This window comes from Pandoraea pnomenusa (assembly GCF_000767615.3).
Classification (GTDB): domain Bacteria; phylum Pseudomonadota; class Gammaproteobacteria; order Burkholderiales; family Burkholderiaceae; genus Pandoraea; species Pandoraea pnomenusa.
In genome coordinates this window covers 848,646-872,985 of record NZ_CP009553.3, presented here as the reverse complement: position 1 = coordinate 872,985, position 24,340 = coordinate 848,646, and the positions used below count along the sequence as shown (strand labels likewise).

The 24,340-nt window shown below is 66.9% G+C and carries 24 protein-coding genes; 12 read left to right on the top strand and 12 right to left on the bottom strand.

Features of this window, described 5'->3' with window-relative positions; translation table 11 throughout:
* The first annotated feature begins 2 nt into the window (after positions 1–2).
* Positions 3–932, top strand: a complete 930-nt coding sequence (locus LV28_RS28030) for a DUF2894 domain-containing protein (RefSeq protein ID WP_025250286.1) — start codon at positions 3–5, stop codon at positions 930–932.
* Here the strand turns inward: LV28_RS28030 and LV28_RS28025 are convergent.
* Positions 912–2,201: an MFS transporter gene (locus tag LV28_RS28025; RefSeq protein WP_038618751.1), complete on the bottom strand. Its 1,290-nt coding sequence runs from the start codon at positions 2,199–2,201 to the stop codon at positions 912–914. The two genes, LV28_RS28030 and LV28_RS28025, sit on opposite strands and share 21 nt — an antisense overlap.
* 130 nt (positions 2,202–2,331) lie before the next feature.
* Between LV28_RS28025 and LV28_RS28020 the strand changes: the two genes are divergently transcribed.
* Together LV28_RS28020 and trmB are read left to right on the top strand one after the other, a co-directional pair.
* Complete coding sequence (locus LV28_RS28020; RefSeq protein ID WP_023872277.1) at positions 2,332–2,781, top strand: winged helix-turn-helix transcriptional regulator; 450 nt, start codon at positions 2,332–2,334, stop codon at positions 2,779–2,781.
* 183 nt (positions 2,782–2,964) lie between these two features.
* Positions 2,965–3,762: a tRNA (guanosine(46)-N7)-methyltransferase TrmB gene (gene trmB / locus LV28_RS28015; protein WP_023594295.1), complete on the top strand. Its 798-nt coding sequence runs from the start codon at positions 2,965–2,967 to the stop codon at positions 3,760–3,762.
* 110 nt (positions 3,763–3,872) lie between these two features.
* On the opposite strand, the gene LV28_RS28010 is transcribed toward trmB, so the two are convergent.
* The 4 genes from LV28_RS28010 to LV28_RS27995 form a co-directional block, all read right to left on the bottom strand.
* A complete protein-coding gene (locus tag LV28_RS28010) occupies positions 3,873–4,715 on the bottom strand; it encodes an undecaprenyl-diphosphate phosphatase (protein ID WP_023872278.1) in 843 nt (280 codons plus the stop codon).
* Positions 4,716–4,800: 85 nt separating this feature from the next.
* On the bottom strand, positions 4,801–5,439 hold the full coding sequence (locus LV28_RS28005; protein WP_023594293.1) for a DUF1439 domain-containing protein: 639 nt from the start codon (positions 5,437–5,439) through the stop codon (positions 4,801–4,803).
* Between the two features lie 141 nt (positions 5,440–5,580).
* Positions 5,581–5,844: a YkgJ family cysteine cluster protein gene (locus tag LV28_RS28000; RefSeq protein WP_023594292.1), complete on the bottom strand. Its 264-nt coding sequence runs from the start codon at positions 5,842–5,844 to the stop codon at positions 5,581–5,583.
* A gap of 150 nt (positions 5,845–5,994) precedes the next feature.
* The gene (locus LV28_RS27995) at positions 5,995–6,786 is read right to left on the bottom strand and encodes an SDR family NAD(P)-dependent oxidoreductase (protein ID WP_023594291.1); all 792 of its coding nucleotides are present in this window, start codon (positions 6,784–6,786) and stop codon (positions 5,995–5,997) included.
* 98 nt (positions 6,787–6,884) lie between these two features.
* Between LV28_RS27995 and LV28_RS27990 the strand changes: the two genes are divergently transcribed.
* The 3 genes from LV28_RS27990 (at position 6,885) to LV28_RS27980 (ending at position 8,889) form a co-directional block, all read left to right on the top strand.
* Positions 6,885–7,706, top strand: coding sequence for a TetR/AcrR family transcriptional regulator (locus tag LV28_RS27990; RefSeq protein WP_048806442.1), 822 nt, complete (start codon positions 6,885–6,887; stop codon positions 7,704–7,706).
* Positions 7,707–7,824: 118 nt separating this feature from the next.
* On the top strand, positions 7,825–8,493 hold the full coding sequence (locus tag LV28_RS27985; RefSeq protein ID WP_023594289.1) for a protein-L-isoaspartate O-methyltransferase family protein: 669 nt from the start codon (positions 7,825–7,827) through the stop codon (positions 8,491–8,493).
* A 72-nt stretch (positions 8,494–8,565) separates the two neighbouring features.
* Positions 8,566–8,889: a rhodanese-like domain-containing protein gene (locus tag LV28_RS27980; RefSeq protein ID WP_023594288.1), complete on the top strand. Its 324-nt coding sequence runs from the start codon at positions 8,566–8,568 to the stop codon at positions 8,887–8,889.
* Between the two features lie 142 nt (positions 8,890–9,031).
* Here the strand turns inward: LV28_RS27980 and waaA are convergent, their stop codons facing one another.
* The 4 genes from waaA to LV28_RS27960 all read right to left on the bottom strand — a co-directional run bounded on the left by waaA (position 9,032) and on the right by LV28_RS27960 (position 13,828).
* Positions 9,032–10,339, bottom strand: a complete 1,308-nt coding sequence (gene waaA, locus LV28_RS27975; RefSeq protein WP_023872281.1) for a lipid IV(A) 3-deoxy-D-manno-octulosonic acid transferase — start codon at positions 10,337–10,339, stop codon at positions 9,032–9,034.
* 3 nt (positions 10,340–10,342) lie between these two features.
* Positions 10,343–11,257, bottom strand: coding sequence for a Kdo hydroxylase KdoO (kdoO, locus tag LV28_RS27970; protein WP_025250281.1), 915 nt, complete (start codon positions 11,255–11,257; stop codon positions 10,343–10,345).
* A gap of 5 nt (positions 11,258–11,262) precedes the next feature.
* A complete protein-coding gene (waaC, locus tag LV28_RS27965; RefSeq protein WP_231113322.1) occupies positions 11,263–12,231 on the bottom strand; it encodes a lipopolysaccharide heptosyltransferase I in 969 nt (322 codons plus the stop codon).
* A 199-nt stretch (positions 12,232–12,430) separates the two neighbouring features.
* Positions 12,431–13,828, bottom strand: a complete 1,398-nt coding sequence (locus LV28_RS27960; RefSeq protein WP_038618759.1) for a phosphomannomutase/phosphoglucomutase — start codon at positions 13,826–13,828, stop codon at positions 12,431–12,433.
* 405 nt (positions 13,829–14,233) lie between these two features.
* Here LV28_RS27960 and LV28_RS27955 point away from each other — a divergent pair, with 405 nt between their 5' ends.
* The 6 genes from LV28_RS27955 (at position 14,234) to LV28_RS27930 (ending at position 21,223) form a co-directional block, all read left to right on the top strand.
* Entirely contained in the window at positions 14,234–15,451 is a 1,218-nt protein-coding gene (locus LV28_RS27955) for an oligosaccharide flippase family protein (protein ID WP_024788626.1), read from the top strand.
* Between the two features lie 10 nt (positions 15,452–15,461).
* Positions 15,462–16,604: a glycosyltransferase gene (locus tag LV28_RS27950; protein WP_048806443.1), complete on the top strand. Its 1,143-nt coding sequence runs from the start codon at positions 15,462–15,464 to the stop codon at positions 16,602–16,604.
* Positions 16,601–17,743 carry a glycosyltransferase gene (locus LV28_RS27945; protein ID WP_038618762.1) on the top strand — a complete coding sequence of 381 codons (1,143 nt, stop codon included), beginning with the start codon at positions 16,601–16,603 and terminating at the stop codon, positions 17,741–17,743. Before LV28_RS27950 ends, LV28_RS27945 begins: the two co-directional genes overlap by 4 nt.
* A gap of 18 nt (positions 17,744–17,761) precedes the next feature.
* Positions 17,762–18,919, top strand: coding sequence for a glycosyltransferase family 4 protein (locus tag LV28_RS27940; protein ID WP_038618765.1), 1,158 nt, complete (start codon positions 17,762–17,764; stop codon positions 18,917–18,919).
* Positions 18,913–20,004: an MraY family glycosyltransferase gene (locus LV28_RS27935; RefSeq protein WP_023594279.1), complete on the top strand. Its 1,092-nt coding sequence runs from the start codon at positions 18,913–18,915 to the stop codon at positions 20,002–20,004. The genes LV28_RS27940 and LV28_RS27935 overlap by 7 nt, the downstream gene beginning before the upstream one ends.
* Before the next feature lie 100 nt (positions 20,005–20,104).
* Entirely contained in the window at positions 20,105–21,223 is a 1,119-nt protein-coding gene (locus tag LV28_RS27930; RefSeq protein ID WP_081326809.1) for a symmetrical bis(5'-nucleosyl)-tetraphosphatase, read from the top strand.
* Between the two features lie 5 nt (positions 21,224–21,228).
* Here LV28_RS27930 and LV28_RS27925 read toward each other — a convergent pair whose 3' ends face one another.
* Genes LV28_RS27925 through LV28_RS27915 form a run of 3 tightly spaced genes read right to left on the bottom strand, consistent with a single transcriptional unit; the run spans position 21,229 to position 24,337 of the window.
* Positions 21,229–22,059, bottom strand: a complete 831-nt coding sequence (locus LV28_RS27925; protein WP_038618768.1) for a lysophospholipid acyltransferase family protein — start codon at positions 22,057–22,059, stop codon at positions 21,229–21,231.
* A gap of 12 nt (positions 22,060–22,071) precedes the next feature.
* A complete protein-coding gene (locus tag LV28_RS27920) occupies positions 22,072–23,352 on the bottom strand; it encodes a dihydroorotase (protein ID WP_023872291.1) in 1,281 nt (426 codons plus the stop codon).
* Positions 23,353–23,359: 7 nt separating this feature from the next.
* Positions 23,360–24,337 carry an aspartate carbamoyltransferase catalytic subunit gene (locus LV28_RS27915; RefSeq protein ID WP_023594275.1) on the bottom strand — a complete coding sequence of 326 codons (978 nt, stop codon included), beginning with the start codon at positions 24,335–24,337 and terminating at the stop codon, positions 23,360–23,362.
* Positions 24,338–24,340 lie beyond the last annotated feature (3 nt).

Genomic DNA, 24,340 nt, shown 5'->3' with positions numbered 1-24,340 from the left:
CCATGAGCGACGAGACCATCGTGACGAGTTCCGGCGACGACACATTCCCCGCGCCCGACGAGCGCGACGCTAGCGGGATGGGCGTCGGGCGAGGCACCGCCGACGGCGAAGTGCAGACCGGCGCCGCACCGCAGGCCCGCGACATCGAGGCGCAACTGGCCGCGTGGCGCGCGCAGGGCGCCGACAAGCGCGATCCCGTGCGCTTCCATCGGATCGAAGCGCTCGCGCGTCGCCGTCGCGCCTGCGATGCCAGCGTGCAACGTGTGCTCGACGCCAGGATCGCAGCACTCGTCGACGCCTTTGCCGGGTCGGTGTCGGATGCAGGTGACGAGGACGTCGCGAACGCCGCCGAACCGGCGCCCTCACATAGCGCCGCACCGGGCGCGCCAGCCGCTTCGACGCTCCGCGCGCTGACGGCGGACATCGCGCGACGCTTCGACGCCAACGGTCGGTCGGCATCGGCGCCCGCCTCACGTGCTGCGCCTGACGTTTCGCCCGCGGTACCTCCTGCGTCGGCTCAACCCGCCACCGGCAAGCGCGATGCGCGCGGCGCAGAGGCTGCGGTGCAGCGTACGGCGCCGGCGACCATCACGCCAACCGTCATCGCCACGGACGACGCGTTCGAGGATCTCGACGTGCTCGAATACTTCCGCGAAACATGGTCGAAGCTGAGCACGGACGGCAACCTGCGACAGTCGCTCGCGCAAGTGCCCGAAAACGCCGGCCCCCTCAACTCCAACCATCTGGTGCATCGTGCGCTGTCGCTCATGCACGATGTCTCACCCGATTATCTGCGCCACTTCCTGCGCCATGCCGACGCCCTCTCGTGGCTCGAAGACATGGAGACGACCGGCGTTTTCGGCACCAAGGCCACGGCCCGCGCGCAGACACCCGCCAAGCCGGCCAAACCGTCACGCGCCAAGCCGCGCTGACGGCGACGTCGACGAGGCGGCATCGGGCATGAATTGCAGCGTTGGCGCCCAAAACGCCAGCGCTGCAAGACTGACCCCGGCGCCCAGCAGGCACACGCCCGACCAGCCGAACGATGCATACGTGGCCGTTGCCCCCAATGCGCCCAGGCCGCTTCCCGTCGCATAGAACAGCATGTAGACACCGACGAGGCGGCTCGGCGCGTCCGTGCGCGCGGCGAAGATGAGGCTCTGGTTGGTCACGTGAATCGCCTGCCCGGCCAGATCGAGGAGCAACACCCCGAGCACGAGCCACGCGAGCGACGCGTGCAATCCCGCCAGCGGCAGCCAGGCGAGCGTGAGCAACGCCAGCGAGAGGCCCGTCGTGCGCTGCGCCCATCCACGGTCGGCCCACGCCCCCGCGCGGGCTGCCGCGATCGCACCGGCCGCGCCCACGAGGCCGAAGGCCCCGACGGCCGTGTGCGAGAAGTGAAATGGGGCGGCCGACAGCGGCAGCACCAGCGCGCTCCAGAAGACGCTGAACGCCATGAACATCAGCAACGCGATCGCCCCGCGAATCTGGAGCGTGCGCTCGTGGCGCAACAGCTCGAACATCGACAGCAGCAACACGCCATAGGACTGACTTGCCACGGGCGACGCCTTCGGGTCACCCGACTCGTCCGCGACCGCCTGCTGCGGCAAGACTCGCCACAAGACGATGCCTAGCACCAGCATCGCCGCGGTGGATGCCAGGTAGACGCCCCGCCATCCCGCCAGATCGGCGACGGCCCCCGACATAACCCGCGCAAGCAACAGCCCGACCACCACGCCCCCTTGCGTGGCGCCGACGACGCGACCCCGTTCATGCTCGCCCGCCACGCTCGATGCGAAGGCAATCAGTCCCTGCGTCATGGCCGTGCCCAGCAGGCCAACGGCCGCCATGCCCAACAACAGGCCGGCTGCGGACGTTGCCATCGAGACCCCCAAGAGACTCACGGCCAGCAACGCGAGCTGCACGAGCATCAGGCGGCGCCGCTCCCACTGATCGCCCAGCGGCACCAGAAAGAGCAGCGCCAGCGCACACCCCACCTGCGTCGCGGTAACGACACTCCCGGCCACACCGCGCGAAATGCCGAAATCGTCGGCGAGCGTATCCAGCAGTGGCTGCGCATAGTAGACGTTTGCGACGCTCAACCCCGCCGCGCCGGCGAAAGTCCCCACCAGCGCGCGCGGCATTCGCGCAGCGGCGGCGTGCGGATGCCCGTCGGGTTGCGTCATTCGGCACGATGACATGAAAGCTCCCAATCCAGTTTCAAATTAAGACTTGTTGGATGATAGCCAAACCAGTCTTAAAATGAAACCTATATTGGTCCAACGTTCGCGCCATCGGCCAACGCTTGCCACCGGTTCACCGCTATCGCTCATGCCTCGAACACCCACTTCCCCGTCGCCCGGCACCTGCCCCGTGGCCCGCACCGTCGACATCATCGGCGACCGCTGGAGCCTGCTCATCGTGCGCGATGCCTTCGACGGCGTGCGCCGCTTCGGAGACTTTCTGCGCAGCCTCGGGGTGGCGCGCAGCATGCTCACGACGCGTTTGCGCGCGCTGGTCGACGCCGGCATTCTGTCGGTCCAGCCCGCCTCGGACGGCACGGCATACCAGGAATATGTGCTGACGGCGCAAGGCCGCGAACTCTTTACGCTGATCGTGGCGCTGCGGCAATGGGGCGAGAAGTACCGGTTCGCGCGAGGCGAGGCGCATTCGACGCTCATCGACACGCGCACCGGCGAGCCACTGGCCGAGCTGCGGCCGAGCACGGCGCGCGGCGAGCCGGTCGCCCCGGAGGACACGCGGGTCGTGCGCCCCGGCTGAGCCGGGCGTCGGCTTGCCAGTCAAGGGGGTTCCGGTGGATAATCGAGCCCGCTCCCGACGCCACGGCCCGGGAAAATCCTTTGAAAATCATCGTGTTGGGCACCGACTCAGGCCACCGCGCCTAAGGGGTCGCCCGCCGCAGCATTCCTCGACAAGCCGTCGTCCAGACGGCTTTTTGCTTCCATGACGAACCACGGACACCCGCCGGCTGACGACGCGCAATCGGCCCACGACGACGACGAGATCGATACGTCGCAACCTAACGCCCAAGGTGACGGCGAGACTTATGTCGGTCCCGACGGCGTAGCCCATCCGCGCCGTATTCGCAGCTTCGTGCGCCGCGCGGGTCGCAGTTCGGAAGCGCAGAAGCGCGCCTTCGACGCACTCGGCCCGAAGTTCGTGTTGCCGTACGCACCCGCCCCGCTCGATTGGCCGAACGCCTTCGAACGCACCGGTGCACCGAGAATTCTGGAGATTGGTTTCGGCATGGGCGACGGCACCGCACATATTGCGAAGCTGCGTCCGGCGGACGACTTCCTCGGCGTGGAAGTGCACGAGCCAGGTGTGGGCGCACTGCTCAAGCTGATCGGCGAGACGCCGCTGTCGAACGTGCGCATCATTCAGCACGACGCGGTCGAGGTCGTTCAGCACATGCTCCCCGAGGGCTCGCTGGACGGCGTGCACGTATTTTTCCCCGACCCGTGGCACAAGAAGCGCCACCACAAGCGCCGCCTGCTGCAACCGCCGTTCGTGGCGCTGCTCGCCTCGCGCCTGAAGCCGGGGGGATATCTACATTGCGCGACGGACTGGCAGGAATATGCGGAGCAGATGCTCGAAGTGCTGGGCGGCGAAGCCATGCTCGAGAACACGGCAACCGACTACGCGCCGCGCCCCGACTATCGGCCCGTGACGAAATTCGAAAACCGCGGCCTGCGCCTCGGCCACGGCGTATGGGATCTCGTGTTCCGCAAACGCGGATAAGCGGCGAGTCGGACGCGGATCAAACGCACTAACGCGGCGACAGTCAACCAGGCATCCAACGAAAAAGGGCACCTCGCGGTGCCCTTTTTTCATACGGAGGTCCGACGGTTTCAGTCCGCCCAGACGACCAGTCCGCTGTAGCCGGTGGCGAGCACCACGATCCCGAACGCGATGCGGTACCACGCGAACGCCGTGAAGTCGTGCGATGCAATGTAGCGCAACAGCCAGCGCACGCAGATGAACGCGCTGACGAACGCAGCGATGAAACCCACGCCGAACAGGCTGACATCGTCCACCGACAGGATCGAGCGCGCCTTGTAGAGTTCGTACACCGTCGCGCCGAAGAGGATCGGGATGGCAAGGAAGAACGAGAACTCGGTCGCCACGCGACGCTCCAGACCGAACATCATGCCACCGATGATCGTGGCGCCCGAGCGCGACGTGCCCGGCACGAGCGCGAAGCATTGCGCGAAGCCGACCTTCAGGGCGTCGGCGAACGAGAGATCATCGATCGATGTCACGCGCGGCGACTTGCCCGCCATGGTGTTGCTGCGATTGTGGCGCTCCACCAGCAAAATGATCACGCCGCCCACGATGAACGCCGTCGCCACCACAATCGGGTTGAACAGCACCGCCTTGATGTATTTGCCGAAGAGCAACCCAAGCACGATGGCGGGCAAACACGCGACGATCACATTCACCGCGAAACGACGCGCCTTGGCATCGCTGCCCAGCCCAGCAACGACCTGTGCGATCTTCGCCCGGAATTCCCAGCACACCGCCAGAATCGCGCCGAACTGAATCACGATCTCGAACACCTTGCCCTTTTCGTCGTTGAAGTTGAGCAGGCTGCCCGCCAGGATCAGGTGGCCGGTCGAGGAGATCGGCAGAAATTCGGTCAACCCTTCGACCACGCCGAGAATGACGGCTTTGAGTGCCAGCAACAAGTCCATGCAATGCGTTCCTGAGAAGTCGTGAATGTGGAATGTGGAAAAGCGAAACCGTCGGGGGGCGCGTCCGAGCGCGACGTCGCCGCCGTCAGCGTGAATCGAACCTGACGTTCACCCCGTGCGAGAGGACCGTGATCTCGCCGGGCTGGCGCGGTATCCCGCCAATGTTGAGCTGTTCGGGCTTGAACGTATAGATGGGCGCGCCTTGCAGCAACTGCGTGGCGATCAGTGCGCCGGCGGCGTTCAATTGCCGGGACCAGCGCTCGGGCAATCGGTCGACGGTGAAGTTCTGTACCTCGGGATCGCGCAGCACGACCGACATCGTCGCCGGATCGTAGGCCAGCGCGCTTTCGACGGCCAACGTGCCCGTGAACGGCGCGCCACCGAGCGGGTGCGCGATGGTGGCGTCGACCGCCACGGCCAGGCGGTTGCGCTCGGGCAGCAGCGTCAGGCGCGGATGCGAGAGGTTGACGTCGAGCACTGCCAGCACATGGCGATCGAACGGGAACTTGCGATCGAGCGCGCGCTGCAGTTGCGCTTCGGAGAAGGTGTAATCGTTGCCGAACGGCAATCCCGCACATGCCGCCAACCCGGCGGCAAATACGGCGGCACCGGTGAGCGACAGCCAACGGCGGCGCGATGACGACGACGGCCGCTCGCGCCCGGCCACGGCCAGTGCCTCGCACTGCTGACGATTCTGTCGTTCAAGAGAAAGACTGCGTTGCATGTCGCGTTCTACTTCCGGACAGGGCCCGGCCAATCTTCGATAGGCGCGACTATATCACCCGCATGTGACGCGGGTAGCGCCCCGCCCACCGTTGCGCCAACAGTCGTCTCGCCGGCGCCGCGCCCGCGCGCGCAGCATGGCTTACGCCACGCCGGGCGCGGTCAGTACCTCGAGACTGGCAAGCCATGCGATCGCCTGCTCGCGGTCCTGGCCACACATTTCGGCCGACGGCTGCAACGAGGCGCAGACCGCCGGGCGCTGCGCACTGCCGAAGATCGCGCAACGGTCGGCGTCGTCCAGTTGCACGCAGCGGGTGTTCGCCGGCTTGCCGTTCGGCATGCCGGGAATGGGCGTGGAGATGGAGGGCGCGATGCAGCACGCCGCGCAGTGTGGGCGACAGTTCATGAAAAGACCGTGGGATGGCAGGCGCTTGCGGGAGGACGCGCGGCGCGCAACGTAGGGTGCCCGACACGCGACGGCAGGACGTCAGCCGCATTTCGATTTCAAGGCGCGCATTTTACCGCGGGCGGCACCGCGGACCGGCGGACGCGCCGTTTACCACGGCAACGGTCCCTCGCCACCGTAGAAGCCGCCCGTGACCGGACCGCGTTCGCCGAGCGCAAGCATCAGCACGCTTCGCGCCCCGTCGGCCATGCCCTGCCGCACGCGCTTGCCGCTGGCGTCGACCGCGAGGTCGGCCGGCGCACCCGGGTCGACCGAATTGACCGTGATCGACGTCTCGCGCAACGTATGCGAGAGCTGCACCGTCAACATGTTCAGCGCCGCCTTCGACGCGTTGAAGCCGATCTGACGAAATGCGCCATGCTCCCACGCCGGATCGTTATTGTGCGCGAGCGACCCCAAGCCGCTCGACACGTTCACGATACGCGCGCGCTCCGAACGCGCCAGCCACGGCAACATCGCCTGCGTGACGCGCAACGTACCGAAGAAGTTGGTCGCGAACACCCGCTCGACGGCCTCGATGGAAGCCTTCTCCGGGACATCGTCGCGCGGATCGGTCACACCGGCATTGTTCACCAGCACGTCGAGACGGCCGTAATAACGACCGATGTGGTACGCAGCCGCATGCAGCGTTTCCGGACGCAACAGATCGATCACCAGCGCCTCCGCCTGAAATCCCGCCTTGCGCAGCGGTTCGACCACGTCGTCGCCCTTTGCCTGCTCGCGTGCGCCCACGAGGACCGTCATGCCGGCCTCGGCAAGGGCTTTCGCGACTTCCTGTCCAATGCCCCGCGTGGCACCGGTCACCAGTGCCACGCGGCCCAGATGGCGCTCGGCGTCCTCGCGTGCCGCATTGTCGATACTCTCGATGGCGTCCCGTTTCATGACTGCTCCCGTCGTATGCCTTGTTGTCATGCGCCCGACCGCGCGCAAATTTGTTAGCATCGAGTTTATGAAGAATCCTTCAGCTTTTCCATTCGCATATGAAACCGGACACCCGAGGGCCCGCAACGCCCCGTAAAACGCCGCAACAGGCGCGCTCGCGGGTCACCATCGACGCCATTTTCGAAGCAGCGCTTCAGGTTTTGCTGCTCGACGGCGGGCGCCAGTTGACCACCACCCGGGTGGCCGAGCGCGCGGGGGTATCGGTCGGCACGCTGTACCAGTACTTCCAGAACAAGCAGGTGCTGCTCTATGCGGTGCTCGGGCGGCACATCGACCGGATCGTCTGCACGGTCGAGTCCACCTGCCTCGCCTCGCACGGCGAACCGCTCGAGGTCATGGCGCACTCGCTCGCGAAGGCCTACGTCGGGGCGAAGATGACGGACATCGAAGAGGCGCAGGCGCTGTACCGGCTCTCGGAAGATCTCGACGGACGCAAGGTGTTTGCCGACGCGGCCACGCGCATGCACGGCGCGGTCGTGGGCATGCTGAAGACGGCGCGCAACGTGAGCTTCGACGATCCGGAGACCGTGGCCTTCGTCTTCCTGAATTCGATGACCGGTCCCATCAAGGCGATTCTGGAGAACCGGGCGCCCGCCGCCTGCTCCGAGACGCTGGCCGGCCAGATCGCCGATCAGATGGCGACGATGTGCGCGGCGTATCTCAATCGCGTGGCATTGCGCGCGGCAGCGTCGGATGCGCCCGATATGCCTGATATGCCTGATATGCCTGATATGCCTGATATGCCTGATATGCCTGATATGCCCGATACGTCAGACGCCGCCAGCGCTCCGGTCGCGCCGTCGTCCGCTTCCCCGGCCACCTCGCCCCGCTCCCCCATCTCGCCCAAACGGGCGGCCTGAGGGTTGTCTGTCCCGATCTTTGGCCTCGAGTGCGGCAAAAGTGCACGCGTCATCGTGACTACCGCCCGGAACTGGTAAAATGCCGGGTTGTGTTCGCCTACTACCCACGGTAATCGAAATGAATTACGAACAGGCCCGCTTTAACATGATCGAGCAGCAGATCCGTCCCTGGGACGTGCTCGACCAGGACGTGCTCAATCTGCTCAAGGTCGTCAAGCGCGAGGCATTCGTGCCGGCCGCGTACCGCGCCAGCGCATTCACCGACGTCGAGCTGCCGCTGCCGGGCGCCGCCATCGCCAACAAGAGCCAGCACATGATGTTCCCGCGTGTGGAAGCCCGCATTCTGCAAGCGCTCGCGCCGAAGAAGAACGAAAACGTGCTGGAAATCGGCACCGGCTCGGGTTACATGGCCGCGTTGCTCGCTTACAACGCGCACCATGTCACGAGCGTGGAGTTCGACGCCAATCTCGCGCAGGCGGCCCAGCAAACGCTGCGCGCCAACGGCGTGACGAACGTCGAAGTGATCAACGCCGACGGCGCACAAGGCTGGACCGCCGCCGCCCCGTACGATGTGATCGCCATCTCGGGCGGTCTGGCCGCCCTGCCGCAAACCTTCCTCGACCAGTTGAAGGTCGGCGGCCGTCTCGCCGCCTTCGTCGGAAGCGCGCCGGTCATGGAAGCCGTGCTCATCACGCGCGTGTCCGAGAACGAATACCGCCGCGAAAACCTGTTCGAGACGCAGGTGCCCTATCTCGTCGCACCGCAACCGTCGCATTTCAAGTTCTGAAGCCGGCGACCGGGCCAGCGCACCGTCCGGCAACGCACGGCGCCGGCCCGGAATAATAAGACAACGAACATCATGGAAAACATCACTCCGGCGGAATTGGCCCAGTGGCTCGCGGACGGGGATCGCGGCCAACCCACGCTCCTCGACGTGCGCGAGGACTGGGAGGTCCAGACCTGCAGCATCGCCCACAGCAAGCATGTGCCGCTCGGCGATGTGCCCTCCCGTCTGAACGAACTCGACGCCGACGCGCCCATCGTGTGCATCTGCCATCACGGCATGCGCAGCGCGCGCGCCGCGATGTTTCTGGAACAACAAGGCTTTACCCGGCTGTTCAATCTGGCTGGTGGCATCGATGCCTGGGCGCTCCAGGTCGATCCGTCGATGCCGACCTACTGAGCCCAGGGCCACACGCCCTCCCGGGCTCGCCGCATGCGGCCACAAGGCCGGACGCCCGCCTGAAGCCCGCCTGAAGCCCGCCTGAAGCCCGCCTGAAGCACCAACGGCGGTGCACGCCGTCCCGCCTGGAGCTGGGAGACCCTCAGTCCTGTGGCGCGACCAGCCCGGTATCGAGCCAGCGGCCCAATGCCGTGACGGTGCGCGCCGTCGCGCCCTGATGCTGCCGGGCGAACAGCGTGGCGGCCGTGCGCATGGCCAGGCGCCGGTCGTCGTTGAGCAACAGGTCGGCCAGCGTGGCGGCCAGCTCGCCGGCGTCGCTTACCCGGCGCGCCGCACCCGCCGCCAGCGCGTTTTCGCTGGCCTGCGTGAAGTTGAACATGTGCGGGCCAAAGACAACCGGTGTTCCCGCCGCGCACGCCTCGATCAGGTTCTGACCACCCAGCGGCAGCAAGCTGCCGCCGATGAACGCGACGTCAGCCGCCGAGAAGTAGGCCGCCATCTCGCCCATGGAGTCGCCGAGCACTACGTCGACGTCGGCCGGCAGCGGCGTATCGCCGTCGGGCCAGGCGCTGCGGCGCACATAGTTCAGGCGCACTTTCTGGAGCATGGCCGCCACTTCGTCGAAGCGCTGCGGATGACGCGGCACGAGCACCAGCAACGCGCGACGTCCCTCGTCGGAGGCTGCCGCGAGCATGGCGCGCGCCTGGAGCACCAACGCCTCCTCGCCGTCGCGCGTGCTGGCGGCGAGCCACACCTTGCGCTCGCCGAAGCGCGCACGCCAGCGCGCGCCGAGTGCGAGCAATGCGGGCGACGGGGTCATGTCGAACTTCAGGTTGCCCATCACGTCGACGTCGCTCGCGCCGAGCATGCGCAGGCGCTCGGCGTCGGCATCGCTCTGCGCGAACACGCGGCTGAAGCCACCGAAGACCGGCCTGGCGGCATCGCCGAAGCGCGCGGCGCGCCGGAACGAACGCGCCGACATCCGCGCATTGGTCAACACCAGCGGCACGCCGCGTTCGCGGCACGTGAAGATCAGGTTCGGCCAGACCTCGGTCTCCATCACCACACCGACGCTCGGGCGCCAGTGCTTCAGGAATCGCCGGATCGACCCGACCATGTCGTACGGCAGGTAGCAGCGCTGCACGCGTTCGCCGAACAGGCTCTCGCCGGTGGCTCGCCCGGTGGGCGTCATGTGCGTGAGCAGGATGCCGTGCGACGGATAGCGCTCGAGCAGCGCGTCGATGAGCGGCTGCGCGGCACGGGTCTCACCGACCGAGACCGCGTGCACCCAGATCAGGGGACGGCCGGTATAGGGCGGCGTGTCGTAGTACCCGAACCGCTCACCGATGTGACGACGATAGCCCGGCTCGAAGCGGCCACGCCACCACAGGCGAACCACCGCCAGCGGTGCAACGACCCACCAGAGCGCGCGATAGATGAGGCGCAGCAGCATTCAGATCAGCGCTCGATGCGTGAGACGTTGCAAGACCGCCAGCGGCGAGCACTCGGGGTGCACCATCGCCTCGGCGGGCAGGAAGAAGGTCTGCTCCATCATGAACTGTCCCGACATCACGGCGTGCGAAGTCTGATCCGAGAAGCAGATCCAGACACTGCCTGGCGGGAACGGCATGGTCTGCTGCCCCGCGTCGCGCTGATAGGCCATGTCGGCCTTCATGCCGTCATGCAGGTGCAGCATGATGTGATCGTAGCCGCTGCGCGGTCGCTTGGTGATGCCCACCGCGTTCTGCAGCCAGGCGGAGCCGGGCCATTGCCTGGGTACCTTGGGCAGGAATCGTGTGGCCACGTCTTCGAACGGCTCGCCCACGCGCCACACGCGCGGCTGGCCGGCCGGGTTGATGTTGGTGAACACGCGCAGGATGCGCTCGCCGTAGTTCGGGCGCGATGGAAAGGCGTCGACGTGCAGGCGACTGTCGTCCTTGCGCCACGAGGTCTGGCGCGTCTCCACCTGATGCAGGCGCAGGCTCGTGGGTGCCGCACGCAGCTTGCCGCGATACTCCGGCAGCAGGCCGTCGATCAGGCTGCACGCCTGCGTGTAGTAGCGCTTGACGAGTGCGTGCACAGCGCGCTGCGTGGCGTCATCGGAAGCGACGCCGACGAGCACGTCCGACTTCGGATCGAGACTGATGTTCTTGCGCTTGGGATCGGCGATCGCCGGGTCGAGCAATCGCTGCTCGGACGCATCGATGGCGAAATTCAGATGCGGGAAATAAAGCACCTTGCCGGCCTCGACATCGGCGACCAGCGTCTCGCGCGGTACGGAGAGCTGCGCGCCCTGCCAGTCGCCCGATTCGACCGTGACGATCTGGCTGCCGGCCTTGCCGGCCCCGCTTGTGTTCCGTGGGTTCATTTGGCTCATGCGCTTCGGTCCTCGCTGGGCGCGGCGGCGCCACCCGTGGCCGGCGACATCGACGGCGCGAGCTGGCGCACGGCGTCGCGCACCTGGGCGAGCGTGGGTTTGTGTTCGGCATCGCCGAGATTGACGATGTGCGGCGACCAGAATCCTCCGGTGCGCCACGCCGTGCTGAAATTGTATAGCTCGATGGTCGGGCGGTTCAGGGCTGCGGCAATATGCACCAGGCCGGTATCCACACCCACGGTGATCGCGCCGCGGTCGATCAGGCCGACCACCTGCGACAGGTTCATTCGGGGCGGCACCCACGCGTGCTCGCCCAGCGCGGCGGCCAGACGCTGCGACACGTCGCGCTCGGCCATACTCCCCCACGGCAGCACGATCAACAGGCCCTGCGCCGCCAGATCGCGCCCCAGCGCAATCCAGTCGGCTTCGGGCCATGTCTTGTCTTCGCGCGACGTGGCGTGCACGAATACGGCATACGGCCGGTCCGGGCACTGGCTGTGATCCGCACGCTCCGTGGCGATGCCGAAGTCGATTTCCGCCGGCATCTGGAATCCCATGGCTTCGGCAACAAGCAGGCGCGAGCGTGTCACGACATGCGTGTGCGGCTCGATGCGCACCATGTGCCGGTAGAGAAAGCGCACCGGCCATTCGTAGCTCGCGCCTTCGGTGCGATTGCCCAGCCCCCACACCGCGCCACGCGCGGTGCGCGCGATCCAGCCGGTCTTGACCAGACCCTGCGTATCGATCACGTAGTCGTAAGGGGTTTCGCGCAACGCGCGACGAAAGGCGCCAATTTCCTGCCAGGTGGCCGCGGCGAACGGCTTCTTGCGCCAGCGGCGCAGCGCGAAGGGAATGACCCGGCGCACACCGCGCACGAGTTTGACGAGGTCGACGAAGCCCTCTTCCACGACCCAGTCGATCCGGGCGTCGGGACAGCGGCGCAGGATATCCTGCACCACGGGCATGTTATGGACGACGTCGCCGAGCGACGAGACTTTGACGATCAGAACCTGCAACCGAACGCCCCGGCGGTTCGGCCGGGCCTCGTGAGCAAAACCGCGATTTTACCCCGACCCGGCATGCCGGACACCGTTTGTTGCCGGGCGCGCCGCGACGCCTGCCTTGCCGGATCGCGCAAGGCGCGCCACGTGCGCGCGCACGGCATCAGAACGGCAGCTTCGCGTCCGGCTTGACCGCGAGGATAGCGCGGCGGAAGTCTTCCTGAATTCGGCGGATCGCCGCGTCGCTGTCGGCCTCGAAACGCAGCACCACCACTGGCGTGGTGTTCGACGAGCGCGCCAGACCGAACCCATCGGGGTATTCGACGCGCACCCCATCGATCTTGATCACGTCCTGCGCACCGTCGAACTTCGCCGTCTCGCGCAGCTTGTCGATCAGCGCGAAGTTCTCGCCCTCGGCCAGCGGGATCTGCAGCTCAGGCGTGGAAATCGAGTTCGGCAGCGCGTTGAGCACGGCGCTCGGATCGGCCGCCTTCGAGAGAATCTCGAGCAGGCGCGCGCCCGTGTATAGGCCGTCGTCGAAGCCGTACCAGCGGTCCTTGAAGAACACGTGACCGCTCATCTCGCCCGCGAGCGGCGCGCCGGTCTCCTTGAGCTTGGCCTTGACCAGCGAGTGGCCCGTCTTCCACATGAGCGGCTCGCCGCCGTGCTTGCGCACCCAGTCCGCCAGGTTGCGCGTGCATTTCACGTCGTAGATGATCTTCTCGCCCGGGTTGCGACTCAGCACTTCCTCGGCGAACAACATCAGTTGGCGATCCGGATAGATGATCTGGCCGTCCTTGGTGACCACGCCCAGGCGATCGCCGTCGCCGTCGAACGCGAGGCCGATCTCGGCGTCGGTCGTTTGCAGCGTCCTGATCAGATCCTGAAGATTCTCGGGATGCGCCGGGTCCGGGTGGTGATTCGGGAAGGTGCCGTCGACGTCGCAGAACAGCTCGATCACGTCGCAACCCAGCGCCTGAAACAGCGCCGGCGCGTAAGCCCCCGCCACGCCATTACCGCAGTCCACGGCGATCTTCATCGGCCGCGCCAGATGCACGTCGTTGGCGATGCGCGCGCGATACGACTCGCCGATTTCGTCGGCCGTATAGGTACCCTGCCCGGTCTCGAAGTCCTGCTGCTCGATGAGCTTCGCGAGGCCCTGAATGGCATCGCCATAGATTGCACGGCCGCGCAGCACCATCTTGAAACCGTTGTAGTCGGGCGGATTGTGGCTGCCCGTGACCATGATGCCCGAGTCGACGACGCGCCCGTGCAGCGTGACGTTGGTGGCGAAGTACACCATCGGTGTCACGACGACGCCGATATCGACCACGTCGACGCCGGCCGCGCGAAGCCCGTCCGACAGTGCGCCGACAAGCTCGGGACCGGACAGGCGGCCGTCGCGGCCGACCACGACGGCGTTGCCGCCTTCGCGACGCAGGGCCGTGCCGAAGGCGCGCCCGATGAGGTGCGCGACGTTGGCGTCGAGGGTCTTGCCGACGATGCCGCGGATATCGTAAGCCTTGAAGATCGCAGGCGAAACTTGCGTGGTTTGCGTCATGGAATAGGGTCTCTCGGAAACGAGGGAAAGAAATGGGGGTCCGTGGCGGGTGGGGGGACGACCGGGGCACTCCCGATGCCTGCCCCGACCCGGTGCGGGCCCGATGTCACATGCTGCAGCGCCGGACAATGGCCACGACGAAGCGCCGCGAGGGCGCCACATGAACGCCGGCTGCGCCGCAAACGGAAATCCCGGCGGGAAGCCCGGCCGGGAACGGCTGCATTACGCTAAAATTATACGGGACTTCGCCGCACCGCGGCATGTCCCGAAACCCTGTCGGCGGGCGCCTACAATCGACCGCGCGCCATCTAGATAGGGACATGACGTCGCACGGCGTCTTCCAGCACCGGCCCCGCAAGGCCGGTTTTGCTTATTTTGAGAACGAGTGAGCCGCGCGAGCGCCACATGCCCTATCGGACCATCATTCGCAACATCCTCTGGATGCTGACCGAGCGCGGCGCGCAGATCGCCGGCGGCATCGCGGTCTCCGGGCTTCTGGCGCGCAGCCTGGGCGCCGCGCAATTCGGCCTGTTTCAGTACGCGCAATCGCTCGTCTTCCTCGCCGCGTCGCTCACGCTGCTGTGCGGTAGCGAAGTGGTGGTGCCTCGCCTGGTCGGCAAACCCGAGGCCGAACAACGCACGATCATCGCCCACGCGTTCGTGCTGCGCCTGGCCGCCGCCGCCGTCGCCTACACCCTGCTGGCCGTTTACGTGATCGTGTTCGCCGAGTCGTCGCTCGTCGCCGTGACGCTCTGGCTGGGCGTGGCGCTGTGGTTTCGCGAGCCGTCGGGCATCGTGATCGCCTGGCTGCAGGCGCGCACCTTCAACCGGCCGAGCGTGAGTGCCAACCTCTGTGCGCTGGGGGTGAAACTCGCGCTCGTGGCGATCCTGTTCGTCACGCACGCAAGCGTGAGCGCGTTCGCCGTCGTCTATGCGGTAGAAGCCATCGTGGCCGCCGCGCTGCTCGTGCGCTACTACTTCAAGCACTCGCCGAAAACCCCGGTGCTCTGGCAACGCCGGCTGCTGCTCGACCTGCTGGCGAGCGGCACGAGCTTCTGGGGCGGCCTGATGCTCATGATCCTGTTCAAGCGCATCGATCAACTGGTGCTCAAGCCACTCATCCCGCTCGCCGAACTGGGGGCGTACGCCGCCGCCATGCAAGTCACGGAAAACTTCGTGCTCGTGGCGCCGATCATCGCGAATTCGCTCGCGCCACAGTTGATCTTCCAGACGCTCGACAACGCCGTCGCGCGGCGCAACACCGTGCGCGCCGTCTGGCTGATGGTCGGCGCCGGCGCATGCCTGGCCGTGCCGGTCGCGCTGCTGGCGCCGTGGATCGTGCATCTGATCTACGGCGCGGGTTTTGCGCAGTCGGCCGAGATTCTGCGCGTGTCGGCGCTCATGGGCATTCTCGTGTTCGCCGACGCCGCCCTGAACCTCGTGCTCGTGCGGCGCGGCGCCGGGCGCTGGGTCATCGCCAAATGGGCCTGCGCCGCCATGGTCGCCTTCGTCGTCGTGCGTGGTCTCGCACCACAACTCGGCGCCCTGGCCGGCGCACTGGGCTACGGCGCGGGATATGCGGCTGCGCTGATGCTGGGCATCTGGCTGCTCAAGCGCGACTGACGGGAGCGACATGACGACCTTCGCCTCCGCCAACGACGCCGCCCACTCCCGCACCGTCTGCCTGTTTACCGGCACGCTCGCGGCGTTCGCCGGCGCCGAGCGTGCGACGGCCACGCTAGCCAACGCGCTTGCGGCACGCGGACATCGCGTGCATGTGGTCTCGCTGTGGGGACACGTGCCCGTCTTCCCGCTCTCGCCGGAAGTTTCGCATCATGCGATGTTCGGCGAGCGCGTGGCGTTCAAGCGCCACTACCTGTCCATCGTGCGGGCGCTTCGGCGCTATGTGCGCGCGAACGCCATCGAGATCATGATCGACGTCGACCCGATGCTCGCGCTCTACACGGTGCCCGCAACGCTCGGCGTGCCGATGCAACGCATCGCGTGGGAACACAGCACCTACGCCAGTGACCTCGGTCGCCGTGCGCGCCGCTGGGCGCGGGCGCTGGCCGCACGCCGCTACGACGCCGTGGTGGTGCTCACCGAGACCGATCGCGACGCCTGGCAAGCCCACCACCCGCATGCGCGCGCCAGATTCGTCACGCTGCCCAATCCGCTCGGCATTCCAATGCCCGACACGCCGCCGCCAGCACAGGACGATGCGCGCTGCGTGCTCGCCGTCGGGCGTCTGGTCCCGGAGAAAGGGTTCGACCGGCTTATCGACGCCTGGGCGCGCGTCTCCCGACACGCCCCCGGCTGGCAGGTGCGAATCGTCGGTGACGGCCCATTGCGCGAAACGCTGCTCGCACAAGCCCGCGACGCGGGCGTCGGCGACAGCGTGCACGTGCTGCCCGCCGTGGCCGACATCGCACGACACTATGCGCAGGCGACCCTGTATTGCCTGCCCTCGCGGCGCGAGAGCTTCGGGCTGGTATTGATCGAGACGAAAGCCTACGCGGTGCCCGTCGTGGCTTTTGCCGCGGACGCCGGACCACGAGCGCTGCTGCATGACGAGGTCGACAGCCTCGTGGTGGAAGACGGCGACATCGACGCGCTGGCGGCCGCGCTGCTGCGCCTGATCGGCGACCCCGCATTGCGGCGACGGCTCGGTCTGGCGGGCTATGTCCATGCCCAGGCGTTTCGTGCCGACGCTGTCGCCGCGCGCTGGGAGACGTTGTGGACTGACGCGGGTTCCCTGCCGGGCGGAGCACGATGAAGATCGTCCTGCTCACCACCGGACTTCAACTGGGCGGCGCCGAGACCCAGGTAGCCGACCTCGCGCGCGGCTTTCTTTCTCGCGGGCATGAGGTGATGCTCGTGTCGGTGACCGGCGCGTGCACGATCGCGCTGCCGATGTCGCCACGTCTCACGCTCGTCGAACTGAAGGCGAGCAAGACACCCTGGTCGCTTGCGGGCGCCATGCGCCAGTTCGCGTCGCGCCTGCGGGCGTGGCGACCGGACGTCGTCCACGCCCATATGGTGCACGCCAACCTGCTCGCGCGCCTCACGCGTGTGCTCGCGCCAATGCCGGTGCTCGTGACGAGCGCGCACAGTCGCAACGAAGGTGGGCGTGTCTGGATGCTCGCGTACCGGCTGACCGACCGGCTGACGGATCTGACGACCAACGTCAGCGACGACGCCGTGGCCGCGTTCGTCGCGCAACGCGCCGCGCCGCCCGGGCGCATCGTCAGCATGCCCAACGGCATCGATACCGCGCGCTATCGGCCCGATCCCTTGGCGCGCCAGCAATGCCGGGCTGCCATGCCCGGTGTCGGGGCGCTCGCCGCGCCCGTCGTGTTCGCCGCCGGTCGGATGGTCGAGGCGAAGGGCTATCCGGTGATGATCGACGCCTTCTCGCGCGTGGTCCGCGAGATGCCCGACGCCCGCCTGTTCATCGCCGGCGAAGGGCCGATGCGCGGCACGGTGCAGGCGCGCATCGATTCACTGGGCCTTGCACACGCCGTTACGCTGCTCGGCCGTCGCAACGACATTGCGCGGTGGATGTGCGCGGCGGACGTGTACGCCATGTCGTCGGCATGGGAGGGCCTGCCGCTGGTGATCGGCGAGGCAATGGCCTGCGGTCTGCCAATCGTCTCGACCGACTGCGGCGGCGTGCGCGAAATGATCGGCGGCGCACCGGACGACGCCCCTGGCAACGCGCTGGTGCCCGTCGGCGACGCGCAACGACTGGCCGACGCGCTGCTGCGCACGCTGCGCGCCGGGCAGGACGCGCGGCATGCCGTCGGCGCGGCGAATCGCGCCCGCATCGTCTCCCATTACTCGCTCGACGCCGTCGTGACACGCTGGCTGGATGTGTATGCCCGTCTGCGCGACACGCGACGCTCGGACGTCTGACAAATCACCGCAACGTCAATGACTACTCCGGTCCTGCTCTGCTCCAACACGTTCTGGTCGATCTACAACTTCCGGCGAGGCCCCATCGCGGCGATGCTGGCGGCGGGACACCCCGTGCACGTCGCCGCCCCGGCGGACGCCTTCGCGGAAAAGCTCGCCGCGATGGGCTGCGTCGTGCACGTCGTTCCCATGGCCGCGAAGGGCCAGAACCCGCTGCAGGATCTCGGCCTGATGTGGCGGCTCTACCGCCTGTATCGGCAGGTTCGCCCCGCGGTGATCTTCCATTACACGATCAAACCGAATATCTACGGGTCGATCGCGGCGCACCTGGCCCGCATTCCCTCGGTGTCGATGACCACGGGGCTCGGCTACGTCTTCATTCGCGAATCGCTCACCACACGGCTCGCCCGGCAGCTTTACCGCGTGGCCTTCCGCCATACGCGGGAGAACTGGTTTCTCAACGCCGAGGACCACCGCGCGTTCGTGCAACACGGACTCGTGGCGCTCGGCAAGACGCGCCTGCTGCCCGGCGAAGGCGTGGATCTTGCCCACTTCGCCAAGGCGCCGTGGCCCCGCGCCCATGTGGCCGATGCCGCCGATGCCGCCGATGCGCCGCCCTCGCCGATGCGATTCCTGCTGATCGCGCGCCTGCTGCGCGACAAGGGTGTGCTCGAATATGTGGAAGCCGCGCGCGCGCTGCGCACCGCGATGCCGCATGTGACCTGCCAGCTGCTCGGCGCCGCCGACGTCGAAAATCCGACCGCTATCACGCGCGGCGAGGTCGAGGCCTGGCAGCGCGAAGGCGTCATCGAGTATCTCGGTACCACGGACGATGTGCGTCCGTGCATCGCGAACGCCCACTGTGTGGTGCTGCCGTCGTACCGCGAAGGGCTCTCGCGTACGCTGCTCGAAGCGAGCGCCATGGGACGCCCGCTGATCGCCACCGACGTGCCAGGGTGTCGCGACGTGATCGACGACGGCGTGACGGGCCGCCTGGTGCCCGCGCGAGATGCGGCCGCGCTGACCGAATGCATGCGCGAGGTCGCCCTGATGCCGGCGTCGGCGCTCGAAGGGATGGGCGACGCCGGGCGTGCTAAAGTAGCGCGCGAATTCGACGAACACGTCGTCATTGCAGAGTATTTTCGGATCCTCGGGTCCCTTCCCGCCTCATGCTGAGTCTCGCCATCGCTCTCGTCGTGTCGTTCATCGCGACGCTGTTGATCGTTCGCTACGCGCACGTCCATGCCCGTTTTTCGGGTGACAGCGATGTCGCGGGCGTGCAGAAATTCCACGTGGTGCCGGTGCCGCGCATCGGTGGCGTGGGCATTCTGGCCGGACTGGTGGTGGCCGCCACCGCCCTGGGCTTCCCCTACCCAAAGGTGGCCCGCGACATCCTCCTGCTCGTGGCCTGCGGCCTGCCCGCCTTTCTTTCCGGCTTCATCGAAGACCTGACCAAACGGGTGACACCGACGGTTCGGCTGCTCTGCACGATGGTCGCCGCGCTGCTCGCCTGGCTGATGCTCGACATCCACATCAACCGCGTGGACATCGGCCTGGCGGACCGCGCGCTGGGGTTCGCGGCGGTGTCGGTGCCCCTCACGGTACTTTGCGTGGCCGGCATGGCCAACGCCGTCAACATCATCGACGGCTTCAACGGCCTGGCCGCGATGGTCGCGATGATCATGTTCGCCTCGCTCGGCTATGTCGGGTTCCAGGTGCAGGACCCGGTCGTGCTCACGACGTCGATGATCATGGTCGGCGCCATTCTCGGCTTTTTCATCTTCAATTTTCCCGGCGGACTGATCTTCCTCGGCGACGGCGGTGCCTACTTCCTCGGTTTCATGCTGGCCGAAATCGCCGTGCTGCTGGTCATGCGCAACCCGCAGGTGTCGCCGTGGTATCCCGCGCTGATGGTCATCTATCCGGCGTTCGAGGTGTGCTTCTCGATCTATCGCAAGCGCTTCGTGCGCGGTATCTCGCCCGGCATTCCCGACGGCGTGCACCTGCACATGCTCGTCTACAAGCGGCTGTTGCGCTGGGCCGCGGGCGCGCGAACGGCCAGTGCGCTCACGCAGCGCAATTCCTTGACCTCTCCGTACCTTTGGCTGCTATGCTTGCTGGCAGTGATCCCGGCGACGGTCTTCTGGCGGCATAGTCTGGTACTCGCCTTGTGCTGTGTCGCCTTCATGGTGACTTACGTCTGGCTGTATCTGCGCATTGTCCGCTTCAAGGCGCCGCGCTGGCTGATCTACAAGAAATGAACGACCACGGGGCGCCGCGCAGGGTCGACCGACATGCGCAGCCGCGGCACACGGAAGCCCCCTGATCGGGACAACGAGACAAGACAGCGCCACCAACGCGATGCGTGACATCTATGCCATCGGCGACCTCCAGGGTTGCCAAACGTCGTTTGAACAATTGCTCGCTCGCCTGCCGCAAGACGCCGATCTCTGGCTCGCGGGCGACCTCGTCAACCGCGGACCGCGCTCGCTCGACACGCTGCGACAGGTCATCGCCCTGGGCGATCGCGCCACCGCCGTGCTCGGCAATCACGACCTCCACCTGCTGGCTGTCGCGGCCGGCGTGCGTCAGGCCCACGGCAGCGACACCCTCGATGACATTCTCACCGCCCCCGACCGCGACACCCTCATCGACTGGGTCCGCCGTCAGCCGCTGGCGCATTTCGCGCGCGGGTACCTGATGGTGCACGCCGGGGTGCTGCCACAGTGGGATGCGGCACAAGTCATCGCGCTGGCCCGCGACGTCGAGACACAGCTTCGCGGCCCCGACTGGAAAACGTTCCTTTCACGCATGTTCGGCAATCAGCCCGACCAATGGCACGACGCGCTGAGCGACGAGGATCGTCAACGCCTGACCATCAATGCCCTCACCCGCATGCGCTTCTGCACGGCCGACGGGCGCATCGACTTCAAGATCAAGGAAGGAGCCGACGCGGCCACGGACGCGCTCAAGCCGTGGTTCGATGCGCCAGGGCGCCGCACCTCCGACGTCACGATGGTGTTCGGTCACTGGTCGGCACTGGGTCTGGTGATGCGCGAGAACGTGCTCGGTCTGGATACCGGCTGCGTGTGGGGCGGGCGACTCACGGCCGTGAAGCTCGCCGACGTACCTGCCGGGCGCGAACTGGTTCAGATCGACTGCCCGCAGATCCGCGATCCCCTGGCCCCGCTCGATGGCAAGTCGCGCAACAAGATCAGAAAGGCGGACGGGGCGGAAGACGCGCTCAAGGCCGCGAGGGCCGAGAAAGGCGAGAAGGGCGAGAAGGGCGAGAAAGGCGAGAAAGGCGAAAAAGCCCAGAAGGCCGAGAAGCCCGGCAACGGTGCTCGCAAGGCGGAAAAGCTCCCCGGAAAGGCGGCGAGGAAAGCAGCGAGCAAGGCGATCAACAAGGGGACGGCAAAGCGGTCCGCCAAGACCATCGGCAAAGCGACGGACAAAGGCGCGAAACGCAAGGGCGATTGAGCGCGTCAGATGCGCACTGCCTCGGCTGAGTCACCCGCTTCGCCGTCGAACGCCGCATCGCGCGATCCGACCGACCCGTTGGCCGGCAGCACGGCTTCGGGCAGAAACGCCTGCAGCGCCTCGCCGACCGCCTTCTGGGCACCCAGCGCAAACGCTCGCCGATGCTGTCCTTCCTGCGGATATTGCGGCGCCCCCACCGAAAGGCGCACCGCCATGGGCGGGGCGCGCAGAATCATGTCGATCGACTCGATCAGGCTCGTCTCGCCAATATATGCCGGCGCCATGGTGTGACGCCCACTCGCCTCATCCGCATAGAACAGGCACAGCGGCTGCACCGGCTTGCCGGTCGTGACCGGCGCCTGAAGCAGATTGGCATGGAACGGTAGAAGGCTGCGTCCGTCGGTGGTCGTGCCCTCCGGAAACACCGTGATGATGTCCCCGTCGCGCAGACAGTCCGAGAGGTAATGCATGATGCGGCGCGCGTCCGCGCGGCGTTCGCGCTGCAGAAAGATCGTCCGCGTCTGCACGCACAGCCAGCCCACCAACGGCCAGTGGCGAATCTCCGCCTTGGCCACGAAGCGAACCGGACGCCACGCATTGATCGCGAAAATGTCGATCCACGACACGTGATTGCACAGCAGCATCACCCCGGATTCGGGCAGGGGCGCGTGCTGCTCGACTTCGAGACGCATGCCGCACAGTCTCAGCAGCTTTTGCGACCACAGGCGGATGCGGCGATGCTTCGCCGCTTCCGACAGGAACGGAAAGATCAGCAGTGCCACCAGCAGGCCACGCGCAAGATGCAGCCCCAGACGTAGTTTCTTGATCAACAGCACGGCAATCGCATCCTAGACGGTGGGACTTTCGTACGCCACGCGGCCACCGACCAGCGTGAGGCGTACACGCCCCGGCAATTCGTATCCCAAGAATGGGGTGTTGTGACCGCGACTGCGCATCTGCTGCGCGGACACGGTCCAGTGCTCCGACGGGGCGAAGACGCACAGATCGGCCGGCAGACCGGGAGCGAGCCGTCCGGCGCCCGGGGCCACCGCGGCCAGCCGCTGTGCCGGCCCATGCGTGACTCGCGCCAACGCATCGACCCACGGCACGCGTGCCTCGTCCGCCCATTTCACCACCAGCGACAGTAGCAGCTCGAGCCCGCTCGCACCGGGCAGCGCCTGCGCGAATGGCACGAGACGCGCGTCGGCGCCAAGCGGCGTGTGGTCCGAGCAAATGGCATCGACGGTACCGTCACGCGCGGCGTCGCGCAGCGCGTCGCGATCGCGTTGCGAGCGCAGCGGCGGATCGAGCCGGTACTGGGCGTCGAAATACCCGATGTCCATGTCCGTCAGGTGAAGATGATGGGCGGCAATGTCGCACGTCACCGGCAACCCTTCGGCCTTGGCTGCGCGCACGAGTGCAATCCCGGCGGCGGACGACAGGCGGCACAGATGCACGCGCGTGCCGGTCACCCGCACGAGTTCGAGAATGGTATGAAGCGCGATCGTCTCCGCCGCGACAGGGATGCCCGCCAGGCCGAGCCGCGACGCCACCGCTCCGCTGGCGGCCACGCCGCCCTCGGCCAGCGCCGCGTCCTGCGCACGCAGCCAGATTGTCAGGCCGAAAGTCCCCGCGTACTGCAATGCGCGCAGCAAGGTCCGGTTGTCGGCGACCGGCGCGTTCGCCTGTGACAGGCCAATACACCCGGCCCGGGCGAGTTGCGCCATCTCGGTGAGCTCACGTCCGGCGAGCCCGATCGTGAGCGCCCCCAAGGGATGCACTCGCGGATGCGCGTGCGACCGATGGGCGGCGCCCGTGCGCAGTTGCAGCATTTCGACGAGGTCCGGTTCGTCGAGCACCGGGTCGGTATCGGGCGGGCAGACCGTGCGCGTGACGCCGCCCGCGAGCGCCGCCACGGCCTCGCGCGCCGTGGTGACACCCCGTGCGGCCAGATCGACCAGCCCGGGCATCACGACACATCCCGTCGCATCGATGACGCGATCGGCCGTGAAATCGGCTGGCGGCGCCCCCATCGACGCGACGGCTCCGTCGGCGATGAAAATGTCGTGCTTCTGATCGGTCCGCGTCGCGGGATCGATGACGCGGCCCCCCTTCACATGCAGTTTCATGGCGCGTTCACCCGTGGTTTGCGGCAACGATACTCATCACCGCCATGCGCACGGCGATGCCGAACGACACTTGCTCGAGAATGACCGACTGCGGCCCGTCGGCGACCGCCGAATCGATCTCCACGCCCCGGTTCATCGGGCCCGGGTGCATCACGATGGCGTCGGGCCTGGCCAGCGCCAGGCGCTCGGGCGTCAGCCCGTAGTAACGGAAATATTCGGCAGCGGACGGCAGCAACGCGCCGCTCATGCGCTCGTTCTGCAAACGCAGCATGATGATCACGTCCACGTCGCGCAGCCCTTCGTCCATATCGTGAAACACGCGCACGCCAAGCTGCTCGAGCCCCTCGGGCAGCAGCGTACGCGGACCGATGGCGCGGACTTCGGGCACGCCCAGGGTGGTGAGCGCATGAATATCCGATCGCGCCACTCGCGAATGCAGGATGTCGCCGACGATCGCGACCGTCAGGTTCTGGAATTCGCCCTTGTGATGGCGAATCGTGTACATGTCGAGCAGGCCCTGCGTCGGATGCGCGTGACGGCCGTCGCCCGCGTTGATCACGTGTACGTGCGGCGCGCAGTGTTCGGCGATCAGGTACGGTGCCCCCGATTGCGCGTGACGCACGACGAACAGGTCCGCATGCATGGCCGACAGATTGCCGATGGTGTCGAGCAGCGTCTCGCCCTTGCTCGTCGACGACGCGTTGATGTTCAGATTCAGCACATCCGCCGAGAGCCGCGCAGCCGCGATCTCGAACGTGGTGCGCGTACGCGTCGAGTTTTCGAAGAACAGGTTGAAGACCGATTTGCCGCGCAGCAGCGGCACTTTCTTGACGTCGGCATCGTTCACGCCGACGAACTGCGTGGCCGTGTCGAGGATATGCATGAGCACGGCGCGGGGCAGGCCCTCGACCGTGAGCAGATGCTTCAGTTCGCCGTTTCGGTTGAGTTGCGGGTGACCGCGTCGGCCGAGCATGCCGTTAGCCATGCG

Bases quoted from the DNA above. Each gene is read 5' to 3' on its own strand.
- LV28_RS28020 (WP_023872277.1), top strand. From the start codon at position 2,332: ATGCCTCGAACACCCACTTCCCCGTCGCCCGGCACCTGCCCCGTGGCC.
- LV28_RS27935 (WP_023594279.1), top strand. From the start codon at position 18,913: ATGCTGAGTCTCGCCATCGCTCTCGTCGTGTCGTTCATCGCGACGCTG.
- kdoO (WP_025250281.1), bottom strand. From the start codon at position 11,257: ATGAACCCACGGAACACAAGCGGGGCCGGCAAGGCCGGCAGCCAGATC.
- LV28_RS28030 (WP_025250286.1), top strand. From the start codon at position 3: ATGAGCGACGAGACCATCGTGACGAGTTCCGGCGACGACACATTCCCC.
- LV28_RS27930 (WP_081326809.1), top strand. From the start codon at position 20,105: ATGCGTGACATCTATGCCATCGGCGACCTCCAGGGTTGCCAAACGTCG.
- LV28_RS27955 (WP_024788626.1), top strand. From the start codon at position 14,234: ATGCCCTATCGGACCATCATTCGCAACATCCTCTGGATGCTGACCGAG.
- LV28_RS28005 (WP_023594293.1), bottom strand. From the start codon at position 5,439: ATGCAACGCAGTCTTTCTCTTGAACGACAGAATCGTCAGCAGTGCGAG.
- LV28_RS27920 (WP_023872291.1), bottom strand. From the start codon at position 23,352: ATGAAACTGCATGTGAAGGGGGGCCGCGTCATCGATCCCGCGACGCGG.
- LV28_RS27950 (WP_048806443.1), top strand. From the start codon at position 15,462: ATGACGACCTTCGCCTCCGCCAACGACGCCGCCCACTCCCGCACCGTC.
- LV28_RS27995 (WP_023594291.1), bottom strand. From the start codon at position 6,786: ATGAAACGGGACGCCATCGAGAGTATCGACAATGCGGCACGCGAGGAC.
- LV28_RS27985 (WP_023594289.1), top strand. From the start codon at position 7,825: ATGAATTACGAACAGGCCCGCTTTAACATGATCGAGCAGCAGATCCGT.
- LV28_RS27960 (WP_038618759.1), bottom strand. From the start codon at position 13,828: ATGACGCAAACCACGCAAGTTTCGCCTGCGATCTTCAAGGCTTACGAT.
- LV28_RS27980 (WP_023594288.1), top strand. From the start codon at position 8,566: ATGGAAAACATCACTCCGGCGGAATTGGCCCAGTGGCTCGCGGACGGG.
- LV28_RS28010 (WP_023872278.1), bottom strand. From the start codon at position 4,715: ATGGACTTGTTGCTGGCACTCAAAGCCGTCATTCTCGGCGTGGTCGAA.
- LV28_RS28025 (WP_038618751.1), bottom strand. From the start codon at position 2,201: ATGTCATCGTGCCGAATGACGCAACCCGACGGGCATCCGCACGCCGCC.
- LV28_RS27915 (WP_023594275.1), bottom strand. From the start codon at position 24,337: ATGGCTAACGGCATGCTCGGCCGACGCGGTCACCCGCAACTCAACCGA.
- LV28_RS28000 (WP_023594292.1), bottom strand. From the start codon at position 5,844: ATGAACTGTCGCCCACACTGCGCGGCGTGCTGCATCGCGCCCTCCATC.
- LV28_RS27940 (WP_038618765.1), top strand. From the start codon at position 17,762: ATGACTACTCCGGTCCTGCTCTGCTCCAACACGTTCTGGTCGATCTAC.
- LV28_RS27990 (WP_048806442.1), top strand. From the start codon at position 6,885: ATGAAACCGGACACCCGAGGGCCCGCAACGCCCCGTAAAACGCCGCAA.
- LV28_RS27945 (WP_038618762.1), top strand. From the start codon at position 16,601: ATGAAGATCGTCCTGCTCACCACCGGACTTCAACTGGGCGGCGCCGAG.
- trmB (WP_023594295.1), top strand. From the start codon at position 2,965: ATGACGAACCACGGACACCCGCCGGCTGACGACGCGCAATCGGCCCAC.
- waaC (WP_231113322.1), bottom strand. From the start codon at position 12,231: ATGCCCGTGGTGCAGGATATCCTGCGCCGCTGTCCCGACGCCCGGATC.